The 26,623-nt window shown below is 60.6% G+C and carries 24 protein-coding genes; 8 read left to right on the forward strand and 16 right to left on the reverse strand.

Annotated features, from left to right (window positions below; translation table 11 throughout):
- Positions 1–42: 42 nt before the first annotated feature.
- Genes A9G06_RS03100 through argC form a run of 3 tightly spaced genes read right to left on the reverse strand, consistent with a single transcriptional unit; the run spans position 43 to position 2,789 of the window.
- Positions 43–954, reverse strand: coding sequence for an ornithine carbamoyltransferase (locus A9G06_RS03100; protein ID WP_069554234.1), 912 nt, complete (start codon positions 952–954; stop codon positions 43–45).
- A 25-nt stretch (positions 955–979) separates the two neighbouring features.
- Positions 980–1,759 carry an acetylglutamate kinase gene (gene argB / locus A9G06_RS03105; RefSeq protein ID WP_033115912.1) on the reverse strand — a complete coding sequence of 260 codons (780 nt, stop codon included), beginning with the start codon at positions 1,757–1,759 and terminating at the stop codon, positions 980–982.
- A 22-nt stretch (positions 1,760–1,781) separates the two neighbouring features.
- Positions 1,782–2,789: an N-acetyl-gamma-glutamyl-phosphate reductase gene (argC, locus tag A9G06_RS03110; protein ID WP_069554235.1), complete on the reverse strand. Its 1,008-nt coding sequence runs from the start codon at positions 2,787–2,789 to the stop codon at positions 1,782–1,784.
- Between the two features lie 272 nt (positions 2,790–3,061).
- Between argC and argE the strand changes: the two genes are divergently transcribed.
- Together argE and ppc are read left to right on the forward strand one after the other, a co-directional pair.
- A complete protein-coding gene (gene argE / locus A9G06_RS03115; protein ID WP_069554236.1) occupies positions 3,062–4,207 on the forward strand; it encodes an acetylornithine deacetylase in 1,146 nt (381 codons plus the stop codon).
- Positions 4,208–4,437: 230 nt separating this feature from the next.
- Positions 4,438–7,071 (forward strand): phosphoenolpyruvate carboxylase, encoded by a 2,634-nt coding sequence (gene ppc, locus A9G06_RS03120; RefSeq protein WP_069554237.1) that lies wholly within the window; start codon positions 4,438–4,440, stop codon positions 7,069–7,071.
- Positions 7,072–7,187: 116 nt separating this feature from the next.
- On the opposite strand, the gene A9G06_RS03125 is transcribed toward ppc, so the two are convergent.
- Both A9G06_RS03125 and A9G06_RS03130 read right to left on the reverse strand, forming a co-directional pair.
- Entirely contained in the window at positions 7,188–7,823 is a 636-nt protein-coding gene (locus A9G06_RS03125; protein ID WP_069554238.1) for a Vat family streptogramin A O-acetyltransferase, read from the reverse strand.
- A gap of 23 nt (positions 7,824–7,846) precedes the next feature.
- Positions 7,847–8,164 carry a hypothetical protein gene (locus tag A9G06_RS03130; protein WP_005355042.1) on the reverse strand — a complete coding sequence of 106 codons (318 nt, stop codon included), beginning with the start codon at positions 8,162–8,164 and terminating at the stop codon, positions 7,847–7,849.
- A gap of 348 nt (positions 8,165–8,512) precedes the next feature.
- On the opposite strand from A9G06_RS03130, the gene A9G06_RS03135 reads away from it, so the two are divergent.
- Positions 8,513–9,403, forward strand: a complete 891-nt coding sequence (locus A9G06_RS03135) for a sensor domain-containing diguanylate cyclase (protein WP_069554239.1) — start codon at positions 8,513–8,515, stop codon at positions 9,401–9,403.
- Between the two features lie 471 nt (positions 9,404–9,874).
- Entirely contained in the window at positions 9,875–11,149 is a 1,275-nt protein-coding gene (locus A9G06_RS03140; protein ID WP_069554240.1) for an amino acid permease, read from the forward strand.
- A gap of 63 nt (positions 11,150–11,212) precedes the next feature.
- Here A9G06_RS03140 and A9G06_RS03145 read toward each other — a convergent pair whose 3' ends face one another.
- A complete protein-coding gene (locus A9G06_RS03145) occupies positions 11,213–11,851 on the reverse strand; it encodes an exopolysaccharide biosynthesis protein (RefSeq protein WP_069554241.1) in 639 nt (212 codons plus the stop codon).
- Between the two features lie 251 nt (positions 11,852–12,102).
- On the opposite strand from A9G06_RS03145, the gene A9G06_RS03150 reads away from it, so the two are divergent.
- Positions 12,103–12,726, forward strand: coding sequence for an outer membrane beta-barrel protein (locus A9G06_RS03150; protein ID WP_069554264.1), 624 nt, complete (start codon positions 12,103–12,105; stop codon positions 12,724–12,726).
- Between the two features lie 90 nt (positions 12,727–12,816).
- Here A9G06_RS03150 and A9G06_RS03155 read toward each other — a convergent pair whose 3' ends face one another.
- Positions 12,817–13,740: a GGDEF domain-containing protein gene (locus A9G06_RS03155; protein WP_069554242.1), complete on the reverse strand. Its 924-nt coding sequence runs from the start codon at positions 13,738–13,740 to the stop codon at positions 12,817–12,819.
- 505 nt (positions 13,741–14,245) lie between these two features.
- Between A9G06_RS03155 and amt the strand changes: the two genes are divergently transcribed.
- Positions 14,246–15,673: an ammonium transporter gene (amt, locus tag A9G06_RS03160; RefSeq protein WP_069554243.1), complete on the forward strand. Its 1,428-nt coding sequence runs from the start codon at positions 14,246–14,248 to the stop codon at positions 15,671–15,673.
- Positions 15,674–15,754: 81 nt separating this feature from the next.
- Here the strand turns inward: amt and A9G06_RS03165 are convergent, their stop codons facing one another.
- From A9G06_RS03165 to A9G06_RS03205, 9 genes are all read right to left on the reverse strand, one after another.
- The gene (locus A9G06_RS03165) at positions 15,755–16,222 is read right to left on the reverse strand and encodes a glycine zipper 2TM domain-containing protein (protein ID WP_069554244.1); all 468 of its coding nucleotides are present in this window, start codon (positions 16,220–16,222) and stop codon (positions 15,755–15,757) included.
- A 97-nt stretch (positions 16,223–16,319) separates the two neighbouring features.
- Positions 16,320–16,817: an N-acetyltransferase gene (locus tag A9G06_RS03170; RefSeq protein WP_064339292.1), complete on the reverse strand. Its 498-nt coding sequence runs from the start codon at positions 16,815–16,817 to the stop codon at positions 16,320–16,322.
- 112 nt (positions 16,818–16,929) lie between these two features.
- The gene (locus A9G06_RS03175) at positions 16,930–17,334 is read right to left on the reverse strand and encodes a nitrous oxide-stimulated promoter family protein (RefSeq protein ID WP_005356534.1); all 405 of its coding nucleotides are present in this window, start codon (positions 17,332–17,334) and stop codon (positions 16,930–16,932) included.
- Between the two features lie 87 nt (positions 17,335–17,421).
- A complete protein-coding gene (locus tag A9G06_RS03180; RefSeq protein WP_069554245.1) occupies positions 17,422–19,224 on the reverse strand; it encodes an aminopeptidase P family protein in 1,803 nt (600 codons plus the stop codon).
- Positions 19,225–19,257: 33 nt separating this feature from the next.
- On the reverse strand, positions 19,258–19,923 hold the full coding sequence (locus tag A9G06_RS03185) for a GntR family transcriptional regulator (RefSeq protein WP_005340138.1): 666 nt from the start codon (positions 19,921–19,923) through the stop codon (positions 19,258–19,260).
- Positions 19,924–20,116: 193 nt separating this feature from the next.
- Complete coding sequence (gene pckA / locus A9G06_RS03190; protein ID WP_005340139.1) at positions 20,117–21,742, reverse strand: phosphoenolpyruvate carboxykinase (ATP); 1,626 nt, start codon at positions 21,740–21,742, stop codon at positions 20,117–20,119.
- 149 nt (positions 21,743–21,891) lie between these two features.
- Positions 21,892–22,776, reverse strand: coding sequence for an Hsp33 family molecular chaperone HslO (gene hslO, locus A9G06_RS03195; RefSeq protein WP_005340140.1), 885 nt, complete (start codon positions 22,774–22,776; stop codon positions 21,892–21,894).
- A 77-nt stretch (positions 22,777–22,853) separates the two neighbouring features.
- Positions 22,854–23,252: a ribosome-associated heat shock protein Hsp15 gene (hslR, locus tag A9G06_RS03200; RefSeq protein WP_005340141.1), complete on the reverse strand. Its 399-nt coding sequence runs from the start codon at positions 23,250–23,252 to the stop codon at positions 22,854–22,856.
- Positions 23,253–23,508: 256 nt separating this feature from the next.
- Positions 23,509–23,889, reverse strand: coding sequence for a hypothetical protein (locus A9G06_RS03205; RefSeq protein WP_005340143.1), 381 nt, complete (start codon positions 23,887–23,889; stop codon positions 23,509–23,511).
- Between the two features lie 185 nt (positions 23,890–24,074).
- On the opposite strand from A9G06_RS03205, the gene A9G06_RS03210 reads away from it, so the two are divergent.
- Positions 24,075–25,463, forward strand: coding sequence for a phosphatase PAP2 family protein (locus A9G06_RS03210; protein WP_069554246.1), 1,389 nt, complete (start codon positions 24,075–24,077; stop codon positions 25,461–25,463).
- Entirely contained in the window at positions 25,460–26,545 is a 1,086-nt protein-coding gene (gene ydiK, locus A9G06_RS03215; protein ID WP_069554247.1) for an AI-2E family transporter YdiK, read from the forward strand. Before A9G06_RS03210 ends, ydiK begins: the two co-directional genes overlap by 4 nt.
- The last annotated feature ends 78 nt before the right edge of the window (positions 26,546–26,623 follow it).

Here is a 26,623-nt window from a genome sequence, read left to right on the forward strand (position 1 = left end):
TGATGATTCGATAAAGGGTCGTGATTCAGGTTGAGTGTCGCGTTACTTGCCGCCAAGAAGGGTCAGCAAAACGGCGTTCTGGATATGCATCCGGTTTTCGGCCTCGTCCATGATGAGGGAGGCGGGGCCATCCATCACCTGCGAGGTGATCTCCAGCTCGCGGTGGGCCGGCTGGCAGTGCAGCACGTGCTGGATGCCGGTACGGTCGAGCAGGGCCTGGTTGATCTGGTAAGGCATAAAGAGGTCTTTGACCTGCTCCATCGGGGTGTTGTCGCCCATGGAGACCCAGGTATCTGTGTAGGCCACGTCGAACCCTTCGATATCCGCCACGTCATCGCTGATGTGGATGGTCGCTCCCGACTTGGCCGCCAGTGCCTGCGCTTGCAGGAAGATCTGGGTATCCGGGCCGTGGCCTTTCGGGCAGATCAGGGTGACGTCGGTGCCGAGGGTCGCCCCCAGCAGCAGCAGAGAGTGGCTGACGTTGTTGCCATCACCGAGGTAGGCAAGCTTCACCTTAGACAGATCGTCGTAGTGCTCGGCAATGGTCATAAAGTCGGCCAGCCCCTGACAGGGGTGGTAGAGGTTGCACAGGCTGTTCACCACCGGCACTGTGCCGTGCTCTGCCAGCTCGACCAGGGTCTGGTGATCGAACACCCGGGCGACGATGGCATCACACCAGCGCGACAGGTTGGCGGCGAAATCCTTCACCGACTCCCGCTTGCCCAGCGCGCCGTTTTGCTGATCCAGATAGACGCTGTGGCCGCCCAGTTTGGCGATGCCGATGTCGAAGGTGACCCGGGTACGCAGGGAGGGCTTCTCGAACAGGGTGACCACGCTCTTGCCGGCCAGCGCCTGGCTGTACTTCTTCGGGTCGGCCTTGAGCGCTTTGCCCAGCGCAATCAGCGCTTCAATCTGGGCTTTGTTCAGGTCACTGTCTTTCAGAAGATGTTGCATCGGATGTTCCTTGTTCCGGTGGAGATCAAATGGCCACTTGAGTGCCGACGGCGCCGCCAGCCAGCAGCTTGAGCAGCTGGTCCGGGTAACGCCAGCTGGCGACACAGACCGGCTTGCCGAGGGTCTGGGCGGCGTGCAGGGCGGCTTCTACCTTGACCGCCATGCCATCGCGGATCACCCCTTTCTCCATCAGATCCAGCGCGGTCAGCTTGTCGAGCTGGGGCACCAGCTTGCCCTTGCCATCGAGGATGCCGCTCACGTCGGAGAGCATCACCAGATCGGCACCGAGCGCCTCGGCAATGGCGGTGGCCGCCTGATCCGCGTTGACGTTCATCAGTTGCCCCTCGGCGGTGATGCCGATGGAGCTCACTACCGGCAGGAAGCCCTGACCGAGGATGCCCGCCACCAGTGCCGGATTGCCCGGCTTGCACTCGCCGACGGCGCCGAGATCCGGGTCGAGCTGGGTCACCTGACAGAGGCCGCCATCAGCCAGACAGAGCCCCACCGCCGGAATGCCGGTGGCGATCGCCTTGGCCATCATCTGCTTGTTGGCCGTCCCCGCCAGCGCCCCGGCAATGAAAGGGATCTGCTCGAACGGGGTCACCCGCAGGCCGTTCTTCTTGGTAGAGGTGAGACCCAGCCCCTTGAGCAGGTCATCCACCAGACAGCCACCGCCGTGCACCAGCACCAGCGGACGGTGCTGATCGTCGAGAAAGGTTTTGAGGGTGGCGAACAGGGCGGTCAGCGCCTCGTCGTTCTCGATAAGGGCGCCGCCCAGCTTGATTACCAACGTCTGTTTGTCCATGTTCGAGATCCTTCCTAAGTCCTTAAATCAGGCCGGTGGCCGGTTCAAATCCGAATTTGATATTTATGCACTGAATGGCTTGCGAGGCAGCGCCCTTGAGCAGGTTGTCGATGGCAGAGACCACCACCAGCATGTTGCCCTGCTGTTGCCAGGCGATATCGCAGTAAGGGGTGTTTGCCACACCGCGAATAGAGGGCATCTGGCCGGTGAGGCGCACCAGCGGCTTGCCTTCGTAAGCCTTGAGGAAGGCCTGATCCACTTGCGTGGGGGTGACGCCGTCCGCCAGCTGCACATAGATGGTGGCCAGGATGCCGCGCACATAGTTGCCAAGGTGGGGCTGGAACAGCACCTCCTTGCCGAGGTGATGGCTGATCTCCGGCTGGTGTCTGTGATTGAAGGTGCCGTAAGGGTTAAGGCTCACTTCGCAGAAGCTGGTATTGATGGCCGCCTTGCGCCCGGCGCCGGAGACCCCGGAGACGGCGTTGATGATGGGCTGCCACCCCTTGGCAATCAGGCCATCCTGCTGCAGCGGCTTGAGCGCGCAGAGGGAGGCGGTCGGGTAGCAACCCGGCACCGCAATCAGCTGGGCGCTGGCGATGGCATCGGCATTCCACTCGGCCAGACCGTAGGCGGCCTGATCCAGCCACTGTTCGCTCTGGTGGGTGAAGCCGTAGAAGCTGTCGTAAAAGCCCTGATCCTTGACCCGGAAGGCGCCGGAGAGATCGAACACCGGCAGCCCCTTGGCGAGAAACTTGGGTGCCAGCTCGGCACTCACCTCGTGGGCGGTGGCCAGCAGCACCAGATCGGCCTGGGTCATGATCCGGGTCATGCCATCCTCGTCCAGCGGCAGCAGCGGCTGATCGAGGGCGCCGACCCACTGGGGATGCAGGGAAGAGAAGCGCTTGTGGGCATCCTGACTGCCGGCGGAGACATAGAGGCCGAACAGTTTGAGTTGTGGATGGTTCTGTACCAGTGCGGCCAGTTCAGCTCCCGCGTAGCCACTGGCACCGACGATAACGGTGTTGAGCATGTTTGAATATTCCAAGTCAGAGTTCGAGATTCACAGCATGACGCTGCAGTGCACAAGGGTGTTCGATCGCCCCTTTGCACAAGTGCGGAGGGGAAATTCAGGCGGGTGTGTGTCGTCGGTTATAGATCAGGTGACAGAACATTAACTTTCCCTTACAACTAGAAGCCTTTGTTGATGAGCCAGATATTCAGGTAAAATTACAGAATATTCATGCACTCACTTTGCATTTGTATTTTCTAACAGAAACATTCCGGGGACGCAAGGAGGAGCTGATGGCCAATCTGGATTTTTTTTCACTTTATAAGAATATTATTGCGATTCCCTCTATCAGCAGCACGGATTCCAAGTGGGATCAGAGCAACGAGGCGGTGATCCGGCTGCTGGCCGACTGGTTCGGTCAGCTCGGTTTTCAGTGCGAGGTGACAGCGCTCCCCGACTTGCCGGGCAAGTTCAATCTGGTGGCGACGATCGGTCAGGGGGAGGGCGGTCTGCTGCTGGCGGGTCATACCGATACGGTACCGTTCGATGAGGGGGGCTGGAGCAAGGATCCCTTCAAGGTGACCGAAGAGGGCAACCGCCTCTATGGCCTCGGTACCATCGATATGAAGGGCTTCTTCGCCTTTATCGTCGAGGCGCTGAAAGATATTGACCTCAAGACGCTCAGCAAGCCGCTGCGCATTCTGGCCACTGCCGATGAAGAGACCACCATGGCGGGGGCTCGCGCCATCGCCGCGGCGGCCGAGCTCAAACCCGACTACGCCGTGATTGGCGAGCCGACCGGGCTGGTGCCGGTGGTAGCCCACAAGGGGCATATGTCGGAGGCGATCCGCATTACCGGCAAGAGCGGTCACAGCTCGGATCCCGCCAACGGCGTTAACGCCATGGAGATCATGCACAAGGCGATGGGGCAGGTGCTGCGCTTGCAGCAGGATCTGAAAGATCGCTACGCCGACCACCGCTTTGCCGTGCCGCAGCCGACCCTGAACCTGGGTTACATTCAGGGCGGTGACAGCCCGAATCGGATCTGCGGCTGCTGCGAGCTGCATATCGACCTGCGACCCACCCCGCAGGTGGGGCCGGACGAGCTGATGGGGATGCTCAAAGAGGCGCTCTCTCCCATCGAAATTCACCAGCCGGGCTGCCTGCATCTGCAACATCTGCACGAGCCTATCCCTGCCTATGCCTGCGCCGATGACTCTGTGCTGGTGCGCGAAGCTGAGAAGGCGAGTGGTCGCGCCGCCGAGTCGGTCAACTACTGCACCGAGGCACCCTTTATCCAGCAGCTTGGCTGCGAAACCATAGTGATGGGCCCTGGCCATATCACCCAGGCGCACCAGCCTGACGAGTATCTCGACCTCTCGTTCGTCAAGCCGACCACCACGGTGTTGCAGCACCTGATCAGACGTTTTTGCCTGTAGCGGCGGCGATGAAAGGGGCGTAAAACTGTAAGTAAGTTACATAACAAGCCGGTTGTGGAGTGGTGATGGAAATACATGTTCTGAATCGGCCTGTTATTTGACCTTGCGCAGACAATCTGGGTAGATTGTCACCCTAAGATGACGGAGCATATGTTGTAATCGCACAACAATAAGTGAGGTCGTCTAGCACCCCGGATGGGTGTCAGGCACCAACAAGATAAGGATGTGGAATGAACGAAAAGTACGCCGCACTACGCGCCAACGTAGGTATGCTGGGTCAGCTGCTGGGTAAATCCATCAAGGATCATCAGGGTCAGGCCTTTCTCGACAAGATCGAAACCATTCGCCAATTGGCCAAGTCCTCCCGCAAGGGCAATGAATCAGACCGGGAACGTCTGCTCGATACCCTGCGCACCCTGAGCGATGATGAACTGCTGCCGGTGGCCCGCGCCTTCAGCCAGTTCCTCAATCTGGCCAACGTGGCGGAACAGTTCCACACCATCTCCCGTCGCTGCGAAGAGCAGGTCTGCACCCCGGACCCGCTGGAGCAGATGTTCGACAAACTGAAAGCCTCCAACCTGTCGCAAGAGGCCATCATTCAGGCCGTGCGCGAGCTGGATATCGATCTGGTGCTGACCGCTCACCCAACCGAGGTGACCCGTCGCACCCTGATCCACAAGCACGTACAGCTCAACGACTGCCTCGAGGCGCTGGAGCTCTCCGACCTGCTGCCCCGCGAGCGGGACAAGATCCTCAATCGCATCGAACAGCTGATCAATCAGGCGTGGCACACCAACGAGATCCGCGAACAGCGCCCGACTCCGGTCGACGAGGCCAAGTGGGGCTTCGCTGTGGTGGAGAACAGCCTGTGGCCTGCTATCCCCGAATTCATGCGCAATCTGGACGAGCGTCTGCAACACCATCTGGGTGTGCGGCTGCCGCTGGATGCCGCGCCGGTCAAGTTCACCTCCTGGATGGGCGGTGACCGAGACGGCAACCCCTTCGTCACCGCGAAAGTGACTGCCGAAGTGCTGGAGCTGGGCCGCTGGATGGCGGTGAGCCTCTTCTACAAAGACATCAAGGAGCTCACCTCCGAGCTCTCCATGTCCGACTGTACCGACGCCGTGCGCGCTCGCGTTGGCGATCACCCCGAGCCCTACCGCGCGCTGGTGCGCGAGCTGCGTGAAGCGCTGCGCGAAACCAAGGAGCACCTCACTGCCAAGGTGCAGGGTCAGGCGAGCGAGAGCCAGGATCTGGTCAAGACTACCGCCCAGCTGCGCGAGCCGCTAGAGCTCTGCTACCACTCATTGCACGCCTGCGGCATGGGCAACATCGCCGATGGCATGCTGCTGGATGTGCTGCGCAAGGTCGCCTGTTTCGGCATCCATCTGGTCAAGCTGGATATCCGTCAGGATGGCGAGCGTCACGGGCTGGTCTTCTCCGAGCTGACCCGCTATCTGGGTCTGGGTGACTACGCCGAGTGGAGCGAAGATGACAAGCAGGCCTTCCTGCTCAACGAACTCAACTCCCGTCGCCCGCTCATTCCCCACGACTGGGAACCGAGCGCCGAGGTGCGCGAGACGCTGGATACCTGTCAGGTCATCGCCGAGCACGACCCCGATGCGTTCGGCATCTACATCATCTCCATGGCCGGTGCGCCGTCCGATGTGCTGTCGGTGCAACTGCTGCTCAAAGAGGCGGGCTGCAAGTTCCGCATGCCGGTCGCCCCGCTGTTTGAAACCCAGGATGACCTGATGGCAGGCACCGCCGTGATGGAGCGTCTGCTCTCGGTGGACTGGTATCGCGGCTACATTCAGGGTCGTCAGTACGTGATGATCGGCTACTCCGATTCTGCCAAGGATGCCGGCATGATGGCTGCTGGCTGGGCCCAGTACGCCGCCATGGAATCCTTGGTGGGACTTGCCGAAGCCAACAATATCCGCCTCACCCTGTTCCATGGCCGTGGCGGTACCGTCGGTCGTGGTGGAGCTCCTGCCCATCAGGCCATCCTCTCCCAGCCGCCGGGATCCCTGCGTGGCGGTCTGCGTACCACCGAACAGGGAGAGATGATCCGCTTCAAGTTTGGTCTGCCGAAAGTGGCGATCAAGAGTCTGGAGCTCTACACCAGCGCCGTGCTGGAAGGGAACCTGCTGCCGCCGCCCAAGCCTAAAGAGTGCTGGCGCGAGGTGATGGAACAGCTGGCCGCCGACTCCTGCGAGCACTACCGCAGTATCGTGCGCGGTCATCCGGACTTCGTCCCTTACTTCCGTGCCGCCACCCCGGAGATGGAGCTCGGCAAGCTGCCGCTCGGCTCCCGTCCCTCCAAGCGCAAACCCAACGGCGGCGTCGAGAGCCTGCGCGCCATTCCGTGGATCTTTGCCTGGACCCAGAACCGCCTGATGCTGCCGGCCTGGCTCGGTGCCCACAAGGCGCTGCAACAGGCGATCGACGGCGGCAAGCTGGCGGTGCTGGAAGAGATGAGCGCCCAGTGGCCCTTCTTCCGCACTCGCCTCGAAATGCTGGAGATGGTGTTCCTCAAGGCGGACGTCTGGCTCGCCGAGTACTACGACACCCGTCTGGTACCGCAGGAGCTGTGGGGCCTTGGCAAACAGCTGCGTCAGGAGCTCGCCGAATCCATCGAGGTGGTGCTGAAACTGAGCCCGCGCGGGGATCTGCTGGAGGATCAGCCGTGGATCAAGGAGTCCATCAAGCTGCGCAACCCCTACACAGACCCGCTCAACGTGCTGCAGGCCGAGCTGCTCAACCGCTCCCGCAACCACCCGGAGACCCTGCACCCCGAGCTGGACAAGGCGCTGATGGTCACCATCGCCGGTATCGCCGCAGGGATGCGCAACACCGGTTGATAGCCAGCCCGAGCCCGCAGGTTTCTGCGATATCCATCAAGCCAAAGGGCGCCGACAAGGCGCCCTTTGTTGTTTCTACTATCTTGCGGGTCATGTTGTTGTCGTAGTGGTTGTCTCTAACGAATTGCCGCTTCCAGCGCGGCTATCTCGCCGCCGCTGATAAGCGGCAGGTTGCGGCTGATCTGCTCCACCGGCCAGTCCCACCAGGCGATGGCGTTGAGACGGGCGATGGTGTCGTCGTCGAAGCGGTAGCGGATCACTTTGGCAGGGTTGCCGCCGACCACTGCATAGGCGGGCACGTCGCCGGTGACCACGGAGCGGGCGGCGATAATGGCGCCGTTGCCGACTTTTACTCCCGGCATGATCAGGGCGTCATAGCCAATCCAGACATCGTTGCCGATGACGGTATCGCCCTTGTAGGGGAGGCTGCCCGGGGCGGGGGCGGCGCTCTCCCAGCCGTTGCCGAAGATAAAGAAGGGGTAGGTGGAGAAGCCGGAGGTCTGGTGGTTGGCGCCGTTCATGATGAACTTCACCCCGCGGGCGATGGCGCAGAACTTGCCGATGATGAGCTTGTCGCCGATGAAGGGGAAGTGGTAGAGGACGTTGCGCTCAAAGCCCGCCGAATCCTCCGGGTCGTCGTAATAGGTGTAGTCACCCACCTCGATATTGGGCCCCTTGATGGTGTTCTTGATAAAGCACACCTGGGGAAAGCCGTTCATGGGGTGGGGATTGGCGGGATTGGGTCCGTGCATCTGGTCTCCTTGGGTTGGCCGGGCTAGAGCGCCGGGAAGTAACAGGCGCTCATGTCGATGGGGTGATCGGGGCAATTGGGCAGATAGAACTGCCAGCCCGCATCGGAGAAGGCGCGCAGTTCGGTTTCGACAAACTTGATGGCGAGGCTCAGTGCCTGCAGGCTGTCGATGCCGTAGATAAAGGTCTTGTCGCTCAGCCCCGCCAGCTTCACCTTGCAGCGCCAGTCACCGCTGGCGGACTTGGGATCCGGCTCGGGGGCCTTGATGGCGATCTTGAGGGTGAGCTGTTCCCCTTCGGTGCTGATGGCGTCGAAGCGGGCGGTAACGATGGCGTTTTTCATCTGGCGATTCCTTTTCCGTGGTACAGCCCCTGCGGTTGCGGGTGGCTGGCTCCCTGATGGCTGATGAGGTGAAAACTGGACTCAGGACGGCCAGCGTAAATGAACTTGTGAGTTGAAACAATGGGATATGCGCGACCGGGGGAGGGGGCTTTCGCTACTGTGAGCGAGCGCAGTGGCGGGAGTAGCAACGCGCTGGCCACCCGTGGTGGCCGAGAGGCTGGCAGGCTGCTAGATGTAAAGGATTGTTGGCTGTGGCCGCAGATTTTTCTGTTCTGCCGATGAGGGCGTGTGATTCCTCTTGAGGCAGAATATCTCCCCCCTGTTTGACGTTGAAGTACAGGAGTCTTCGTGGCGCTTTCGGTAACCCAGCTTTATGAAGTGATGGCCCAACTGCCAGACCCCGTCTTTATCCTCAGTGAAGATGGCTATTACGTGGAATATATCGGCGGCATGGAGCAACAATCCTATCACGATGGCAATCCGCTTGCGGGCAAGCAGCTGGCCGATGTGCTGCCACCCGAGATGGCAATATGGGTCAAGGCGCAGGTAGCCGAATCGCTGGCGAGCGGTCAGGTGCGAGTGGTGGAGTATGAACTCTCCGCCGCCGAGGTGGGGGGGATCAATGCCGCCGCCGGGCCGCAAGGGATACAGCGTTTTGAGGGCAAGATTGCGCCGCTACCCTCCCTCTATGACGGCAAGCGGGCGGTGGCCTGGGTGACCCGCAATATCACCCGCCAGTACGAGTTGCAGCAGCGACTGCTGCGCCAGAGTGAAACCGACCAGTTGACCGGCCTCTACAACCGCCGGTTCTTCTTCGAGCACTGCCAGCCGTTGCGGGCAGGGGAGACCCCCTGCGGTCTTATCATGCTCGACATCGATCACTTCAAGCAGATCAACGATCACTACGGCCATCAGCAGGGAGATCGGGCCTTGCAGCGATTCAGTGGCTGCATCGATGCCCTGTTGCGGGCGGATGACCTCTTTGTGCGCAGCGGTGGCGAGGAGTTTCTGATCCTGCTGCCGCGGATCGATGAAGCCGGTTTGCAGCAGATGGCGGAGCAGATCCGCGCCGCCGTCGAAGCGCTGCCTGCCGATCCGGTTGCCATCACGGTCAGTCTGGGCACAACTCTGGTGCAGCCGGAGGAGGAGATCAATCAGGCGCTGGCCCGGGCCGACGAGTGGCTCTATCGGGCCAAGCGGGCAGGGCGCAACCGGGTGGCGCACTGCCCGGTAGGTTGAGAGTGCCACCCCGGTCGCTGTGGGAAATAGCCTGCGCTTTTACCCTGAATAAATTGGCTGACATCACTGTCAATTAGTAGAAAAGTTGGCCGTATTATTTAACTCATATTCCACAGCTTAAGGTGTTAATATTATTGGCCTGATCGCTGGTCTTATTTGTGTTGTTGGGCAACAGCATGAGGTTTTATCGGTATGTTATCAAACAGGCGTGAATCTGGTTTTGGGTGACGAATGTGATACATCCCGTTGTCTTTTGAAACATTCTGATTCAAACAGTCATGAATTATTAACCTTGACCCGGATAGCGATTTCAACGATGGTAGCGTGGCAGCTCCGTTTCTCTCCGGTGGCCCTGTTGGCCGCTGGCGGCGTTGTTTTTTCATGTGCAGGGCGATATGCAACGACATATCTCCAGCCTGTTATTCGGGCCAATAAAAATAATGATGACAGATTAATAAGGTATATATTGCAATGAGTGTTTCTATTGCTGAAAAGAGTAACCCTGTTTCAAAATTGAAATGGGAGAAAAGCGATTCGGTATGGACCATGGGCCTATATGCCACTGCTGTCGGTGCCGGTACGTTATTTCTCCCTATTACGGTTGGCAGTAATTCCCCGGTTATTTTGCTGTTTATTTTATTGCTGGCTTTTCCGCTCTCTTATTATTCCCACAGGGCATTGAGCCGCTTTGTGCTCTCCAGCTCCCATCGGGAAGGGGATATCACCCATGTGGTGGAGGAGCACTTCGGTGCCAAGGCGGGCAAACTGCTGATGCTGGTCTATCTGATGGCTTTCTACCCCATCATTCTGGTCTACAGCATCTCCATCACCAACGCGATCCAGAGCTTCGTGGTTCACCAGCTGGGGGATGCCGAGCTGCCGCGCGGCTTGCTGGTGCTGGGGGTGATGCTGGGCCTGCATCTGGTGCTGCTGGCCGGCAAACAGATCGTGGTATCGGCCATCAGCGTGCTGGCGCTACCGATGGTCGCCTTTCTGATCGGCCTCTCCATCTATCTGCTGCCCCAGTGGAGCCTCTCCTACTTCAGCGAGAGTCAGGCGGTGGACTGGCGTGATCCGGCGTTCTGGAAATCCCTCTGGCTGATCGTGCCGGTGATGGTGTTTTCGTTCAGCCATGCGCCCATCATCTCCTCCTTCAGTGCGGCGCAGAAGAAGCGTTGTCAGGAGAGTGCCGACCTGCGCGCCAAGCGGATCATCAAGTGCAGCAGCCTGCTGATTTGCGGCAGCGTGCTCTTCTTCGTGGTGAGCTGCGTGATGAGCCTGAGTCAGGCCGAGATGGCGCAGGCGCGCATCGACAATATCTCGGTGCTGTCGGCGCTGGCGAACAAGTTCTCCAATCCGCTGATCGCCTATGTGGGGCCGCTTATCGCCATTCTGGCCATGTCCAAATCCTTCCTCGGCACCTCCATGGGGGTGAGCGAGGGGACGGTGAGCATGGTGAGCGGTGCCTGTCAGGGGCTGGGACTCTCCCTGCGTGAAGCGACCATCGCTCGGGTCTCGTCGGTGATTCTGTTCGTGGTGACCGGGGTCATTACCTACCTCAATCCCAACGTGCTGGAGATCATCGAGAAGGTGAGCGGGCCGCTCATCGCGGTGATCCTGTTCCTGCTGCCGGCCTGTTCCATTTATCGTCTGCCCGCCCTCAAGCGTTATCGCGGGGCGAGTACCCTCTTCGTGCTGGTGATCGGGCTGCTGGCCATCTCGGCCCTTATCTACGATCTGCTGTAACGGCGGATCCCGCACAAGTCAAAAAGGGCGACCATCAGGTCGCCCTTTTTCTTTGTCTCGCATTTACCCGAGCAAACTGGTGGCGCTCTGGCCCGCCATCAGCAGGCCGGCTGCCAGTACGCCGAACCAGATCAGGGTCGCGCTCACCAGCAGATAGCCACCGGCGACAAACAGACCATCCCGCTGCAACATGCCGGTGGCAAGCAGCAGGATGGCCCAGGCAGGCATGGCGTTGGTGAAGGGGATGGCGCCCAGGGGCAGCATCAGCAGCAGGGCGGCCAGCATGATCAGCAGGCCGTTGCAGCGGTTGACCGTGTTGCTGCCGGTCAGCACCAGCAGGCGCGGGCGTATAACGCGATCGACCCGGGCCAGCAGATCCGCCCCCTTGTGCAGGGTCGGCTTGAGCTGGTCGGCGGCGAAGCGGCGCTCCATCAGCATGGCGGGCAGCCAGGGCACCCGATTGAGGGTGATGCCGATCCCGATAAAGAGGATCAACAGGCCAAACGGGGTGCTGACGCCGGGAATGGAGACCGGCAACAGAAAGGGGACGGTGAGCAGCACGCAAAATAGCAGCATCCCCTGCTCGCCCACTAGCTCCAGCATCTGGCGCAGGCTGATGTGGCTCTCGTCGATGGCATGCGCGGTGGCCCGCAGGGTATCCGCTAGGGTAGTTTTGGGGTCGTTGAGTTGCGCGGCAACCATTCCCTGATGTCCTTCTGAGTGGTGATCTCGGGCCCCGATGACCCGATTTGGCGCCAGCATACGTGGCAGAGGTTAACCGTCGATGAATGGTGGCGGAGGCGCATAACGGTGCCAGTGGGGCGGAGTGGCAGGGGTTCAGGCGAGGGGGGAATCCCGCGATGAAAGTGGTCCGGTACAGCCGCCGTTTAGGATGGGCCTAGGACGCCTCTGGTATGCTTTCTGCACAATCACACAGGGAGCAGGGGATGATGATGAAGAGAGCCGGGATAGCGATGATGGGGTTGTTGCTGCCACTGGGGCCGGTCTGGAGTGCCGAGGCCGCGACCACATCCGGTTGGCAGGTGACGCCGTTTTTCGGTTACAGCTCGTCCATCGACTTCGAGAAGAGTGACGAGGTGGTGCAGCCGGTGCCGGTCTCGGCCTCGCTCGATTCACTGCAGGGGCAGGGCTCCGGCAGCTGGGGCTTCTTTATCAGCAAGGAGGTGGATGATCCCGGCATGATTGAACTGCTTTACAGCCATCAGTCCACCACCCTCTCTCCCGACCAGCCTGACCGCCTGACGGTGGACATCCTGCACTTTGCCGGTGCGCTTACTCTCTCTGACAACCTGATGGCGCCCTATATCGGCGCCGGGATCGGGGTGACCCGCTTTGCCGCCTACGACAGCGAGGTGACCCCTTCCATGTCGCTGGCGCTTGGGGTGCAACCGCACCTCGCCGAGCATCTGGCGCTGCGGGCCGAGGTGCGCGGTTATGGCTCGCTGGTCAACGACAACAACCAGTTTCTCTGCAACCCGGAGCAGTGCGTGTTCAAGGTGCGCGGGGAGCTGGTAACCCAATGGCAGGCCAATATCGGTCTTACCTTCCGCTTTTAGGCGAGGGGATTTTCCCCATAAAACAGGGGCCATTGGGCCCCTGTCTCAGCAGCAATCTTCCGCCGTGATCGGCAATTAACCTGCAGATCTTCATGCCTCCTTGTTAGTCGGCATCGCCCATACCGCGCAGTTTCTGCCCGCCTCCTTGGCGCCATAAAGCGCCTGATCCACCCGTTTGAACAGCGAGACTGCCGGTTCCTTGGGCTCGCGGACTCCCACTCCCAGACTGACCGTCATGGTATGGGCCGGGTCGGGGGCGATGGCGCGGGTCGCAGTGAGCAGGGCGTTGGCCAGTTGCTGCAGCTCGGCTTCGTGGGCGACGGGCAGCAGCAGGGCAAACTCTTCACCCCCGACACGGGCCGCCAGCGCACCGGGCGGGCAGTGCTGTTGCAACAGCTCGCCAAACTGCTGCAACACCCGATCCCCGATATCGTGGCCGTAGTTGTCATTGATCACCTTGAAGTGATCCAGATCCAGCAGGATGAGGGCGTGGCAAATCCCCTGCTCCAGAAACAGCTGCTGATGAAAGTAGCGCCGGTTTGGCAGCTGGGTCAGATCGTCGAACAGTGCCTGTTGTCTGAGCTGGGTATTGATGTGGAAGAGGTGGTGCATGGTGCTCAGGATGCCGATGCTGCTGAGCAGGATGCCGCTGGAGCGCAGCAGATCCTCGGCATAGATGGCGAGCCAGAGTGGCTGCGCCACCAGTTCATCCATGATGTCGGCGGTGGCCCCCATGATCCACAACATCAGACCGCAGGAGAGCATGCGGTAGGTGTGGGTGGGCAGGTGGGCGCACTGCACCACCCAGAACAGGAACAGCATGGTGAGCCAGTTGATCACCTCGAAGCCAAAGCTGACGGCGTAAAAACGCTCGTAGGGGAAGTGGGGCAACAGCAACAGATGAAGGGCCATGATGGCCAGCATCACTATCCCCAGCAGCGCGATGTGGGCGCGATGCTCCCGGTCGAGATGACGGTAGTGGGAGAGGCTGATGTCGAGACGATCGAACTGCATGGTGTTCCTCGGATTGGGCCTGCCATCAGGTTGCAAACAAGAGACTGCGTAATGGCATGCCGTGGTCGGATAACAGGAAACGGCTGGTCTGTCAGTGTAAACGAGCGGGCCTGCAGCGCGCGATATCGATGACGTCAGCTTGTGGGCTGGCTCAGGGTTTGCGCACTTGTGGTGCGGACGTTATCGCCTGCCCTGCGACAGGGCGACCCTGGGCAGGTTAGCGCAGCTCATGCGCCAAATTGGTGCATTGATAATGCATGATCTTACTAATGCAATGATTTAAAAGGATTTAAATTTGTGGCCCGCTTTATGCTTTTTACATGTCAGACGGTCTCTTGCGGTCATCGGCGGCAGATGCAGTGATGAGGAAGTGGCAAGAGGCATCCCCGTGCAGGGCGCGGGTGTGATTCTGGCGGGTTGCAGCAACACCTTGCGGTTCGCCACAGATTCAATCAGGGAAACGGAGCCGGTCTTGTACCGGTACGACAGGGAAGGAGAGTGCTCTATGGTCAAAAAATGGATGATGGCGGGTCTGACGATGTTGCCTGCCTTGCTGGTTACCCCAAGTTGGGCCGAAGAGGTCGCTCAGGTACAGGCGGCGGTGGCACCGGTTGCCGCCATGACAATCAACAAGGGTGACAACACCTGGATGCTGCTCTCGGCGGTGCTGGTGATCCTGATGTCGATCCCCGGTCTGGCCCTCTTCTACGGTGGTCTGGTGCGGGCCAAAAACATGCTGAGCGTGCTGATGCAGGTCTTTACCCTGTTCTGCCTTATCTGCGTGCTCTGGGTGATCTACGGCTATTCGCTGGCCTTTACCGAAGGGGGCAATTTCTACGGCTCCTTCAGCAAGGTGTTGCTCAAGGATGTAACCCCTGACTCCATCGCCGCCACCTTCAGCAAGGGGGTCGGGATCAGCGAGCTGATCTATGTGGTGTTCCAGGGGGCCTTTGCCGCCATCACCTGCGGCCTTATCGTGGGGGCGTTTGCCGAGCGCATCAAGTTCGCTGCCGTGCTGCTCTTCTCGGTGATCTGGTTCACCTTTGCTTATATCCCGCTGGCTCATATGGTGTGGTACTGGGCGGGTCCGGATGCCTATACCAGCGCAGAGGCTGCGGCCACGGCGACCGCCACTGCCGGTTATCTGTTCCAGCATGGTGCGCTGGACTTTGCAGGCGGCACCGTAGTGCACATCAACGCCGCCGTGGCGGGTCTGGTGGGGGCTTATCTGGTGGGCAAGCGTCTGGGCTACGGTCGTGATCCCATGACCCCGCACAGCCTGACCATGACCATGATCGGCGCCTCCCTGCTCTGGTTCGGCTGGTTCGGTTTCAACGCGGGCTCCGCGCTGGAAGCCAACGGTATCGCCGCACTCGCCTTTATCAACACCTGGGTGGCGCCGGCTGCGGCAGCTCTCTCATGGACGCTGGCCGAGTGGGTGATGAAGGGACGTCCTTCCCTGCTGGGGGCCGCCTCTGGTGCGGTGTCCGGTCTGGTGGTGATCACCCCGGCAGCCGGTTTCGTCGGTGTGGGCGGTGGTCTGGTGATGGGCCTTATCAGTGGTGTGGCGGGTCTGTGGGGTGTCCACGGTCTCAAGCGTCTGCTGGGGGCCGATGACAGCCTGGATGTCTTCGGTCTGCACGGGGTGTGCGGCATTCTCGGCGCCCTGCTGACCGGCGTCTTTGCCAGCCCGGATCTGGGCGGCACCGGGGTGTGGGACTATGTCACCAATCAGGTGGCCGAGGGTTACTCCATCCTGACTCAGGTGAAGATCCAGGCTATCGGGGTCGGTGTCACCCTGCTCTGGTCCGGTGCCGTGGCGGCGATTGCCTTCAAGGCGGTCGACATGCTGGTGGGCCTGCGGGTGAACGGCGATGCCGAGCGGGAAGGGCTGGATGTCACCTCCCACGGCGAGAAGGCTTACAGCATGTAATCCCGAACGTCAGACAACAAAAAACCGCCGAAACCGGCGGTTTTTTGTTACTCGAGAGCTGCAAAGCCTGAGTTCACACGCTTAATTCACGACGGCCACGTTGATGCTGCCATTGCCCTGGGTCATGCGCACACGCGCACCCGGGGTGAAGGTGGGGCTGGCTTTCTGCACCACCACGATGGCTTCGCCGTTCTCTTTCTTGATCTCCAGCTCGACGCCGTCGACCTGATTCATCTTGTTGCCGATGGCGTTGCCTGCCGCTGCACCGGCGATGGCGCCGCCTGCGGCTGCGATGTCGCGTCCGGTGCCGCCACCGACTGTGCTGCCCAGCAGGCCACCGACTACGGCGCCGCCAATGGTGCCCATCAGGGAGTTCTCATCGGCCTGGATCTTCACCGGGCGGGTGGAGATGATGGTGCCGTAGCTGACGGTCTGCACCTGTTTGGCGCGGTCTTTGGTGTAGACATCGCCAGAGTAAACGTCACTGTTGGCGCATCCGGTGATGGTAGTCGCTGCCAGCAGGGCAATAAGGGTCATACGCTTCAACATGGTGGGCCTCCTGGGCTGCACGTAATTTGAACAATCCGGTTGATGAGTGAACTTTACTCCAACCACGTCACACATGAAATCGGCAAAATGTAACCAATTATGCGTTCTGTAACCGGTTTTGTCCTTGAATCGCAGCTGTACCGGAGAGGGTTTTAACCAGCAGCAGACGGTCTTCTCCGGGGCCGAAATAGTCGGCTACTTCCGCCTGCAATGTGTAACCGAGCCGGTAGTAGAGGCGCTGGGCCGGATTGGCCGGATCGACCGTGAGCCGTAGTTCGCTGATCTGCAGTGCCTGCTGGTTGGCCTCCATCTGGCGCATCATTCGCTCGGCCAGACCAAAACCGCGCGCCTCGGGCAGCACCGCCAGCGAGAGCACCCAGCCTTGCGACCGCTCCTGACCGAATCCCCCCAGCACATACCCCACCAGCTGCCCCTCGTATTCGGCCACCAGCAACAACTCGGGCCACAAATCCATCGCCTGACGGAAGAAGAAGGCGGGATAGACATCTTCGCCAAACACCTTGGCATCGATCTGCCAGATGGCGTGCATGTCATGGTGGGTAGCGGTGCGTAGCAGGGGCGGGTTGTGGTGCATCAGGACTCCATTGGCAGCAAACGGATCGGCAACGCCGCTGACCTTGGGGTCAACGGCAAAAAAGGAGTCATAGGGTAGTGGTCATCCCCTGCCGGATGCAAGGGATTGGCGGTTATGGCGGCAGGGGGCGGCTCTGGGGCAGTTTGGGGGCCTTGCGCAAGCCGTCGAGCAGGTGGCGAAGGGTGAGCCAGGGGTGGCGCAGCAACATGCGCGGGCCGCTCCACTTCATCACCTGCTGGATCTGTTTGCGCATCGCCGGTGCGTAACAGTGGATATTGCAGTTGGCGCAGGTGGGTTTGTGGCCGTGGCCATAACGGCAGCGACGAAGGCGCTGATGGGCGAAATCCCGCAACTGGCGACAGTGGCGGCAATGGGGATCCTGATGATGGTGCTGGCAGTAGAGGCGGATCATGGCGCTGACCGTCTGCTGCTCGCGCATGAGTCTGGGATGGTCACTCGCCTTTTTGCTGGCTGCGGCGTGTGAGCCCCGGGCTGGGCTGGCATGATGACTTTTCATGGCCGCCATTCTCCTGACCTGCTCGCTTTGGGTGTTGATACAGGTCAAAAGGGGGGATAAAAAACAGGGCCCGCAGGCCCTGTGTTATCAGATGAGGCTGGTTGCCTGCTCCAGCCAGGCGAGATCTTCGCCCTCGAGCAGCGGGCTCAGGCGGCGGAACACCTCGGCGTGGTATTCGTTGATCCAGCGGAATTCGGCCGGGCTCAGCAGGCTGCGGTCGATCAGGCGGGTATCGAACGGCACGTAGGTCAGACGCTCGAAGCCCAGCATCGGCAGCTCGCCAACCTGTTCCAGCTCGGTCACCACCACCAGGTTCTCGCAGCGGATGCCGAAGCCATCTTCACGGTAGTAGCCCGGCTCGTTGGAGAGCACCATGCCCGGTTGCAGGGCGACCATGCTCCCTTTCGGCGCGATGCGCTGGGGCCCTTCGTGGACACTCAGGAAGTGGCCGACGCCGTGGCCGGTGCCGTGGTCGTAGTTGTAACCGGCTTGCCACAGCGGCATGCGGGCCAGCACGTCGAGCTGGATTCCGGCGGTGCCGCGGGGGAAGCGGGCCTGATCCAGCGCGATATGGCCCTGCAGTACCCGGGTAAACATCGCTTTCTGCTCGTCGCTCACCTCACCCACCTTGATGGTGCGGGTGATGTCGGTGGTGCCATCCATATACTGGGCGCCGGAGTCCAGCAGATAGAGGCTGTCCTGACCAAACGCACGGGGGGTGCCATTGGTGTGGTGGTAGTGGCACATGGCGGCGTTGGGGCCGAGCGCCGAGATGGTATCGAAGCTCGGCTCGACGTAGTGCTCCTGCTCGCGGCGGAACGCTTCCACCTGATCGGCCAGGGTGCCTTCATCCACCCCTTCGAACTCGCCGGAGGCGACCAGCCGATCCAGCCAGGCGAGGAAGCGGGTCATGGCCACGCCATCACGCAGGTGAGCGGCACGCATACCGGTCAGTTCGATCTCGTTCTTGCACGCTTTCGGCAGCATGGTGGGGTCTTGGCCAGCCACCAGAATGGCGCCCGCCTCTTCCATGACGAGCTGGGTCCAGGCGTTGGCGCTGTCCGGATCGGCCAGCACCTTCTGCTGATCTTCACCGATGCGCTGCAGCACGTCGCCCAGCTTGTCGATGGGGTAGACGGAGACATCCTGGCCAACGTGTTGGGTGAAAGCAAAGCAGTCAATTTTGTCGGTATCGACGAAGAAATCCATGCTGGTGTTGGCGTAGAGCACGGCAAAGCCCAGCACCACCGGCAGCCGGTCGATATCGCGGCCACGCAGGTTGAGCAGCCAGTTGATGGGCTCGGCCTGGGTCAGCAGCACGGCATCCAGCCCGCGCTTGCGCAGGTCGGCCGCCAGCTGTTCACGTTTGGACTGGCTGGACTGGCCCGCCAACTCCTCGCTGTAGAGGATGACCGGGCTCTTGGTCGGCTCCGGGCGATCGCTCCAGTTCAGGTCGATGGGGTTCTGCTCGACGCGGATCAGCTCGATACCGCGATCGGCCAGCACGGCCTTGGCGTTCTTGTACCAGGTCAGGCTGTGCAGGCGGGCATCGAAGCCAACCCGGGAGCCTGACGGCAGCTGCTCGGCCAGCCACTGCACATGGGGATTTTCAATGAGGTGGAGGAATTCGAACAGTTCGGCGGGAGTTTGCATCCGCGCCTGCACCGTATAGCGACCATCGACAAAGAGGGCTGCCCGCTGGGCCATGATGATGGCGACGCCGGCAGAGCCGTTGAAACCGGTGATCCAGTCAAGCCGCTCGGCATAGGCGGGGATGTACTCGCCGAGGTGCTCATCATCGTGGGGGACGATAAAGGCGTCCAACTCCTGCATGGCCAGCTCGGCCCTGACTTGGGCGACGCGGGTTTCAATTATCTCGAAATTATTCATGTCGTTAGTGCCAGATGGTTGCTATATGAGTGTTCAGTTTTTATGGCCGCTGGCCAGGATCCGCTTGATCGACTGACCCGCCGCTTCGATATGCTGCCTGAGCAGCACCACCGCCTCGTGCTTGCGCCGGGCGCGGCACAGTTCCAGCAATTGGGCGTGTTCACGCTCCGCCTTGTCCACCCCGTCGCTGGCAAAGAGCAGCTCGAAGCGGACATAGCGGTCACAGCTCAGATTGATCTGGGCGATCAGTTCAAGTGCCTGGGGGCGACCGGCTGCCTGATAGAGGGTGGCGTGAAAGCTGTGGTTCAACTCGGCCCAATGTTCGATCTGGGTGCCTGACTCCAGGGCGTGATCAAACTGGGCGAGGATCGCCTCCGCTTGTGCGAAGGTGGCTTCCGTCATCTTGTCGACGGCGTGAAACAGGGTATCGGCTTCCAGCAGCGCTCGCAAATAAAAGAGCTCTTCAATGGCCGAGGCGTCCAGCATGGTGACCACAGCGCCGCGATGGGCTTCGAACTTCACCAGCCCTTGCGCTTCCAGCTGCATCAGGGCTTCGCGTACCGGAATGCGGCTCACGGCCAGCTCTTTGGCAATGGCATCCTGACGCAAGGGGGCGCCAGCGGGGAACTCCCCACGGAGGATCCGGCCACGGAGGTTTTCCATCACCATCTGGGTTCGGGTCTTGTAGGGTGGGGTCATGGTCGGGTCACGATTGGGCGTTACAGAATTGTATATTGTATAAAGTTTGGCTGAATCTAACCTGTCACAATGGGCAAAGGCAAGGTTTTGGCCCCTTTAACGGGGGCGATGGCGGCGTTCGGGGCTCCACAAAAACAGAAATGCCGGTCAGCGGGGCTGACCGGCATGATGTCACTGATACGAAGCGAGCCTGTTACAGCTGCGGGCCTGCCGCAACCAGACGTTTGCCTTCGTCGTTATCGGTGAAGCGCTCGAAGTTCTTGATGAAGCGCCCTGCCAGATCGACGGCCTTGGCATCCCACTCGGCCTTGTCGGCGTAAGTGTCGCGCGGGTCGAGGATCGCCGGGTTCACATCGTGCAGCGCGGTCGGGATCTCCAGATTGAAGATCGGCAGCACCTTGGTCTCGGCCTTCTCGATGGAGCCATCCAGGATGGCGTCGATGATGGCGCGGGTATCCTTGATGGAGATGCGCTTGCCGGTGCCGTTCCAGCCGGTGTTGACCAGATAGGCCTCTGCACCTGCCGCTTCCATCCGTTTCACCAGCTCCTGACCGTACTTGGTCGGGTGCAGGGAGAGGAAGGCTGCGCCGAAGCAGGAGGAGAAGGTCGGAGTCGGCTCTGTGATGCCGCGCTCGGTACCGGCCAGTTTGGCGGTGAAGCCAGACAGGAAGTGGTACTTGGTCTGCTCCTTGGTCAGCTTGGAGACCGGAGGCAGCACGCCGAAGGCGTCGGCAGTCAGGAAGATCACCTTGGTGGCGTGACCTGCCTTGGAGACCGGCTTGACGATGTTGTCGATATGATAGATGGGGTAGGAGACACGGGTGTTCTCGGTCTTGGAGCCATCATCGAAGTCGATGGTGCCATCGGCGGCAACGGTCACGTTCTCCAGCAGCGCATCGCGACGGATGGCGTGGTAAATGTCCGGCTCGGCCTCTTCGGAGAGCTTGATGGTCTTGGCATAGCAGCCCCCTTCGAAGTTGAACACGCCGTGGTCATCCCAGCCGTGCTCGTCATCGCCGATCAGCTGACGCTTGGGATCGGTGGAGAGGGTGGTCTTGCCGGTGCCGGAGAGGCCGAAGAAGATGGCGACGTCGCCGTCCTGACCCACGTTGGCGGAGCAGTGCATGGAGGCAATGCCGCGCAGGGGCAGGAAGTAGTTCATCATGGAGAACATGCCCTTCTTCATCTCGCCACCGTACCAGGTGCCACCGATGAGCTGCATCTTCTCGGTCATGTTGAAGGCAACAAAGTTCTCGGAGTTGAGACCCTGCTCCTTCCAGTTCGGGTTGGTACACTTGGCACCGTTCATCACCACGAAGTCAGGCTTGAAGGTTTTCAGCTCTTCATCGCTCGGACGGATGAACATGTTTTTCACGAAGTGTGCCTGCCAGGCCACCTCGGTGATGATGCGCACGGCCAGGCGGGTATCCGGGTTGGCACCGCAGAAACCGTCGACTACAAACAGGCGCTTGCCGGAGAGCTGTTTGGTGACCAGCCCTTTCAGATGTGACCACACTTCCGGGGTAATGGCTTTGTTATCGTTTTTACCCTGGTCAGACCACCACACAGTATCCTGGGTAGTGGCATCTTTGACGATATATTTATCTTTCGGGGAGCGACCGGTGAAGATACCGGTGTTTACGTTGACGGCGCCCAGCTCGGTCACCACACCGCGCTCGAACCCTTCCAGGTCAGGGCGTGTCTCTTCCGCGAAAAGCTGCTCGTAAGAGGGGTTGCGAACGATTTCTTGGCTGTTTTTGATGCCGTACTGGTCCAGTCCTAATTGTTGGGCCAGGGTGGGTTCTGCCACGATTGTCATTGTATTCTCCTGGGTTCAGAGGTTGGTAGGGTTCTATCTGACGGTCATCCTATCACTTAGGTGGTAGAGTTTAGCGATCGCCATCAAACTTTATAAAATAGGGTATTTTTTTGTTATTAAAGTTAAAGGCGGGTTTTGCCCGCCTTTAATTAGTGTAACTGGTTTGCATCATTGCCGGGAGCCCTGCTGAACAGGGTTTCGACATCGATCCCATTAAATTGGTACTGGGCGCCGCAATAATCACAGTGCATGTCGATCTTGCCGAGCTCCTGCACCATCTCCATGACCTCTTCCTTTTCTATCTGCAGCAGAGCTCCTTCACAGCGCTCGCGGGAGCAGGTGCAGCGGAACTCGACCGCCTGCGGATCGAACACCCGCACCTTGTCCTGATGGTAGAGACGGTAGAGGATCTCTTCTGCCTGCAGGCCGAACAGCTCTTCATCCTTGATGGTGCTGGTGAGCTGGGTCAGGTGATCGAAATCGTTGCTGTGATCCTCGCTCTGGGCGGGCAGCTCCTGCAGCATGATGCCGGCAGCGCGCGGCGCACCTTCGTGATAGCCGGTGCGGATCCACAGCTTGGTGGCCAGCTGTTCGGAGCGGGCGAAGTAGTGCTCCAGGCAGCCCGCCAGAGTATCGGCGTCCAGCGCTATGATGCCCTGATAGCGCTCGCCCTGCTCCGGGGTGATGGTGATGATCAGCTGGCCGTTGCCAATCAGGCTCTGCAGCTTGCCATCGCTCGGCAGCTCGCCTTCATAGCGGGCCACGCCGCGCAGCTGCTGGTTGTTGTCACCGTTGATCACGGCCAGACGCACCGGGCCATCGCCCTGCAGCTGCACCGTGATGGAGCCTTCAAACTTGAGGGTGGCGGTCAGCAGGCTGGTGGCGACCAGCAGCTCGCCCAGCAGTTTTTGCACCTGCACCGGGTAGTTCTGGGCTTCCACTACGTGGCGGTAGGTGTGATCCAGCTGGACCAGCTCGCCACGCACTTCGTACTCTTCAAACAGATAGCGATACAGCAGATCTTGGTTGCTCATCATGTATTCCTGGATTTTCGGTGAGGTAAATCGGGCGGACTGGGGTTGATGCCAGCCCGGTATCAAATCGGGGTCGGTCAGTACTGTTTGACCTTGAGCAACTGGCGTCGCTCCTGTTTGTCGGGGCGGCGCTCGGGGCTGGGGGCAAACTGGCTGTTGAAGCGGCGCGCCTCGCTGTTCTCGGCCCGTTTTTTCAGGCTCTCGGCGGTCTCTTCATAGAGCTGCTGGGCCAGCGGTGCCGATTTGCGCTGCTCGCTCAAGGCCAGCACCCGCACTTCGCGTTCGTCCTGCCCCTGCCAGAAGCGGATCAGCGCACCCACTTCCACCTGTTTGCCCGGTTTGCTGCGCTGACCATTGTAGTGCACCTTGCCCCCGTCTATCTGATCCCGAGCAATGGAGCGGGTCTTGTAGAAACGGGCTGCCCACAACCACTTGTCGAGACGAACCTCGAGGGCACTTTCTGCATGATTGGGCATGAACAGGCTCCATAACGGGGAAAAGAGGTGGTCGATTATACCAGAGCACGGGGTCGGGATAGAAACCGGGCCGCCGCCGCGCGGGGCGCAAACCATGTCAAGGTGATGCAACATATGGGCAGTTTGCTGATTCACAAGGGAAAGCCGCTGCTTTATCGGGTATCCATGGGGGCTGGGAGGGGCCTTCATACCGCGCATATAACACAGCCGCCCCGGTTGGGGGCGGCAGCGTTCACATCCATCAACCATGTCAGAGTCAGAAGTGATCGTGCTGATCCGGCTTCTTCTGGTCGTGGGGGCCTTCGCTGTGGGCGATGGCGGTGCGGATCAGATCAACCCCGGCGCGGATAATCAGCACCCCCATGTTGACCAGCTTGACGCAGACCCACATGAAGGTGATGAGCAGGATCAGCTTGAGCACGGTCTGGAACGCTTCCAGGAAGTTCTGCTCCAGCTGGGCGGTGAGGCCGTTGGCGCTGGTCATCAGCCAGGTGTAGACCTCGCGCACGAACGGGATGCGGCTTGGCATCTCCAGTACATCCAGTGCGGCAGGGAGCGCTTGGAAGATGACGATGCTGCCGAACAGGATCAAAATGACACCGATGGCGATGCCGAGGAAAAAGCCGAACTGTCTCATGGAGGGCTCCAGCGTTTGCTGCATGAAATTGAAGATAGCCGCCAATAGTAGGGAGTGCCCTGCTTCATCGCAATCTTCCGTACGCCGTCAGCGCGGCGGGAACGGCGGCGATCCGGCCGCTACCGTTGCCCAACTATCTGATTTCTGGGAGGCTTGTCGCCATTGTGCATAGGGAAAGCAAATTGATGTCGAGAACCCTCTTTTTACTCTTGCTGGCGCTGTTTGCCGCTCAGCCAGCCCTGAGTGCCGAATCGGCAGCCCCCACGGCAGCGGCCTGCGCCATCCGCCATCAGGATCAACTGCTGCTGGTGCAGGATCGCATCTCCTCCCGCTACAGCCTGAGCGGTGGCTATATCGATGGCGGCGAGCGCCCCGGGCAGGCGGCGCTGCGCGAACTCTATGAGGAGACCGGCTTGCAGGGGGAGGTGGTGCAGGAGTTGGGCCGCTGGCAGCGGGCGGTTATCTTTGCCTGTCGCACTCTGGAGCCGATTGTCGCGCAGCAAGATTCCGATTTTGTCTCGCTGCTGAAGGCCCCCAATCTGGGCGGGGAGATACTCAATGCCAGGCTGGTCGCGGTGGACAAGCTGCCCCGTGAGCAGCGCCGCTTCCCGGATCAGCTCGACTGGCTGCAATCCCGACTGGATAAGGTGCCCGAGAGCGAGGTGCGCTGGCAGGCCGATTTCGTGGCGCAGGGCAATGCGCTGCATCAGGTCGAGATCCCGCTGATGCTGCGCCTGCAGCAGTGGCTGGGGCCCGATATCTGGTGGCTGTCGGTCAGCAATCTGTTTGGTTCAGGCGGCTTTCAGCTTGCCCTGATACCTTTGCTGCTCACGCTGCTGGGGTGGCCGCGGCTGCGCCAGCTGCTGTTCGCCATGCTCTGGCTCGGCTTGCTGGTGCAGGCAAGCAAGGAGGGGATCGGCTGGCCGCGCCCCTTCCATCTGCAACCGCTGCTGGCAACCCAGAGCGCGCAAGGCTTTGGCATGCCGAGCGGCCATACCGCTTCGGCCCTGCTGTTCTGGGGGGCGCTGCTTGGCTGGTTCTGGCCTGCCCGGCGCGGGCTGGCCTATTCGCTGGCCTTGCTGCTGGCGCTCACCACAGGTCTGGCGCGGGTCTGGCTTGGGGTGCACTTTATCTCCGATGTGGCGGTTGGCCTGCTGCTCGGCGCCTTGCTGCTGGCCGCGCGTCCCTGCTGGCGTGCCGACAGGCATTCGGCGGCTTGGCTGCTGCTGATTGCATCTGCGCTGGCGCTCGGGGGGCTGACCCAATCGGCCCATCTGGCCGGGATCGGCCTGGCGGCCTTCGGGCTCTGGGTTGGCGGTTTGCGCTCCCTGGCTCGCGGCGGTTATCCCCCCATCCTGACCGGTGCGGTCACGCTGGCGGGGGGCGCGGTGATCGGGGCGGGACTCTGGGCGCTGCCGCTGCTGACCAGCAGTTCGCTGACCATATTGCTTGGTCAGTTTGTGCTCTTTTTCGGGCTGGGGCTCTGGTTGAGCGCTGGTCTCTGGTGGATACTCTCTTTCTTGAAATGCGACACACGACCCAAGGGCAACGGCTCAGACAAGGGAACTCTATGAATGTGAAAAAAGTGGATTTGGCCAAGATAACCCTCGGGGTGCTGTTTATCAGCCTCCTGATTATCTCCTGTTTCTTGGTGTTGCAGCCCTTCCTGCCTGCGCTGGTGTGGGCCACCATGATCACCATCGCCACCTGGCCGCTGATGCTGATGATGCAGCGGCTGTTGTGGGGCAAGCGTTCGCTGGCAGCCCTGTTTATGACGCTGGTGCTGCTGCTGATGTTTGTCATCCCGCTCTTTATGACGCTGGCCAATGTGGCGGAGAAGGCGCCCATGCTGATCGAACTGGGCACCAGTATCAGCCACTCACCGCCGCCGGAGTTGCTCTGGCTGCAACAGATCCCGCTGGTGGGCGGCAAGCTCTATGAGTTCTGGCAGCAAATTCTGGCGAGCGGCGGTCAGGTGCTGTTTGCCAAGCTGGCGCCCTATTTCGGCCAGACTGCCCGCTGGTTGGCTTCTCAGGCCGGTAATCTGGGACTGCTGTTCGTTCACTTCCTGCTGACAGTCGGTATCTGCGGCCTGCTCTATCACTCCGGTGAAGTGGTGGCGACCGGCATTCGCCGCTTCGCCCACCGGCTAGCGGGCCAACGGGGTGACAATGCAACCGTGCTCGCCTCACAGGCGATCCGCGCCGTGGCGATGGGGGTGGTGGTGACCGCGCTGGTGCAATCCTCGGTGGCCGGTGTCGGCCTGCTGATTGCCGGTATCCCCTACGCCATGATCCTGGTGGTGGTGATGTTCCTGCTGATCGTCGCCCAGATCGGCCCCTTCCCGGTGCTGCTGGCCTGTATCAGCTACCTCTACTGGAGCGGCGAAACCACATGGGGCACCTTCCTGCTGGTCTGGTCACTGTTTGCGGGCACCATGGACAACTTCCTGCGCCCCTTCCTGATCAAACGCGGCGCCAATCTGCCGTTGATCCTCATTCTGGTGGGGGTTATCGGCGGCTTGCTGACCATGGGGATCATCGGTCTGTTTATCGGCCCCGTGGTGCTGGCGGTGGGCTACACCCTGCTGGATGCCTGGATCAAGGAAGATGAGCAACCGGTGACCGCGGCGGTTGAAGCACCCAAGGCCGAGTGACGATTCAGTAAAAAGACGATTCAGCCATCCATCGCTGATGCCAGGAGCCGCCCATAAGGGCGGCTCTTTTGTTTATGG

It is taken from the genome of Aeromonas sp. DNP9, assembly GCF_001728955.1.
In the GTDB taxonomy this organism is placed as follows: Bacteria; Pseudomonadota; Gammaproteobacteria; order Enterobacterales; family Aeromonadaceae; genus Aeromonas; species Aeromonas veronii.